Annotated in this window: 1 protein-coding gene; it reads left to right on the top strand. The window is 63.2% G+C overall.

Features of this window, described 5'->3' with window-relative positions; genetic code table 11:
* Positions 1 to 296: hypothetical protein (locus tag RVY79_RS18915; protein ID WP_317466096.1), on the top strand; the 296-nt coding region annotated here is incomplete at both ends.

The following is a 296-nucleotide window of genomic DNA, read 5'->3' as shown; positions in this document are numbered from 1 at the left end:
CACGCAGGCGACGAATGCGCCAATCCTGCCGGCCGATTTGCTCCACGCGATCCAGCAGTCGTTGCTGACGGTAGCGTCGGACACCGGCAGCGCCAACACCTACGTTGTCAGCTACAGCCCGCCGGTCACGGCACTGACCGATGGCATGGTGCTGTGGTTCAAGGCCAAGACTGCCAACACCGGAGCGTCCACGCTCAACGTGAACGGCCTCGGCGCTGTTCCTCTCGTGGGCGGCGCGCACGCTGCACTTCAGGGTAATGAGGTCGTTGCGAACGGCAAATGCCAAGTCGTCTACA

Origin of the sequence: Chromohalobacter sp. HP20-39, from assembly GCF_033052815.1 — a bacterium.
Classification (GTDB): domain Bacteria; phylum Pseudomonadota; class Gammaproteobacteria; order Pseudomonadales; family Halomonadaceae; genus Chromohalobacter.
The sequence above is the reverse complement of the archived record's forward strand: the minus strand, read 5'-3'. Positions and strand labels throughout refer to the sequence as shown.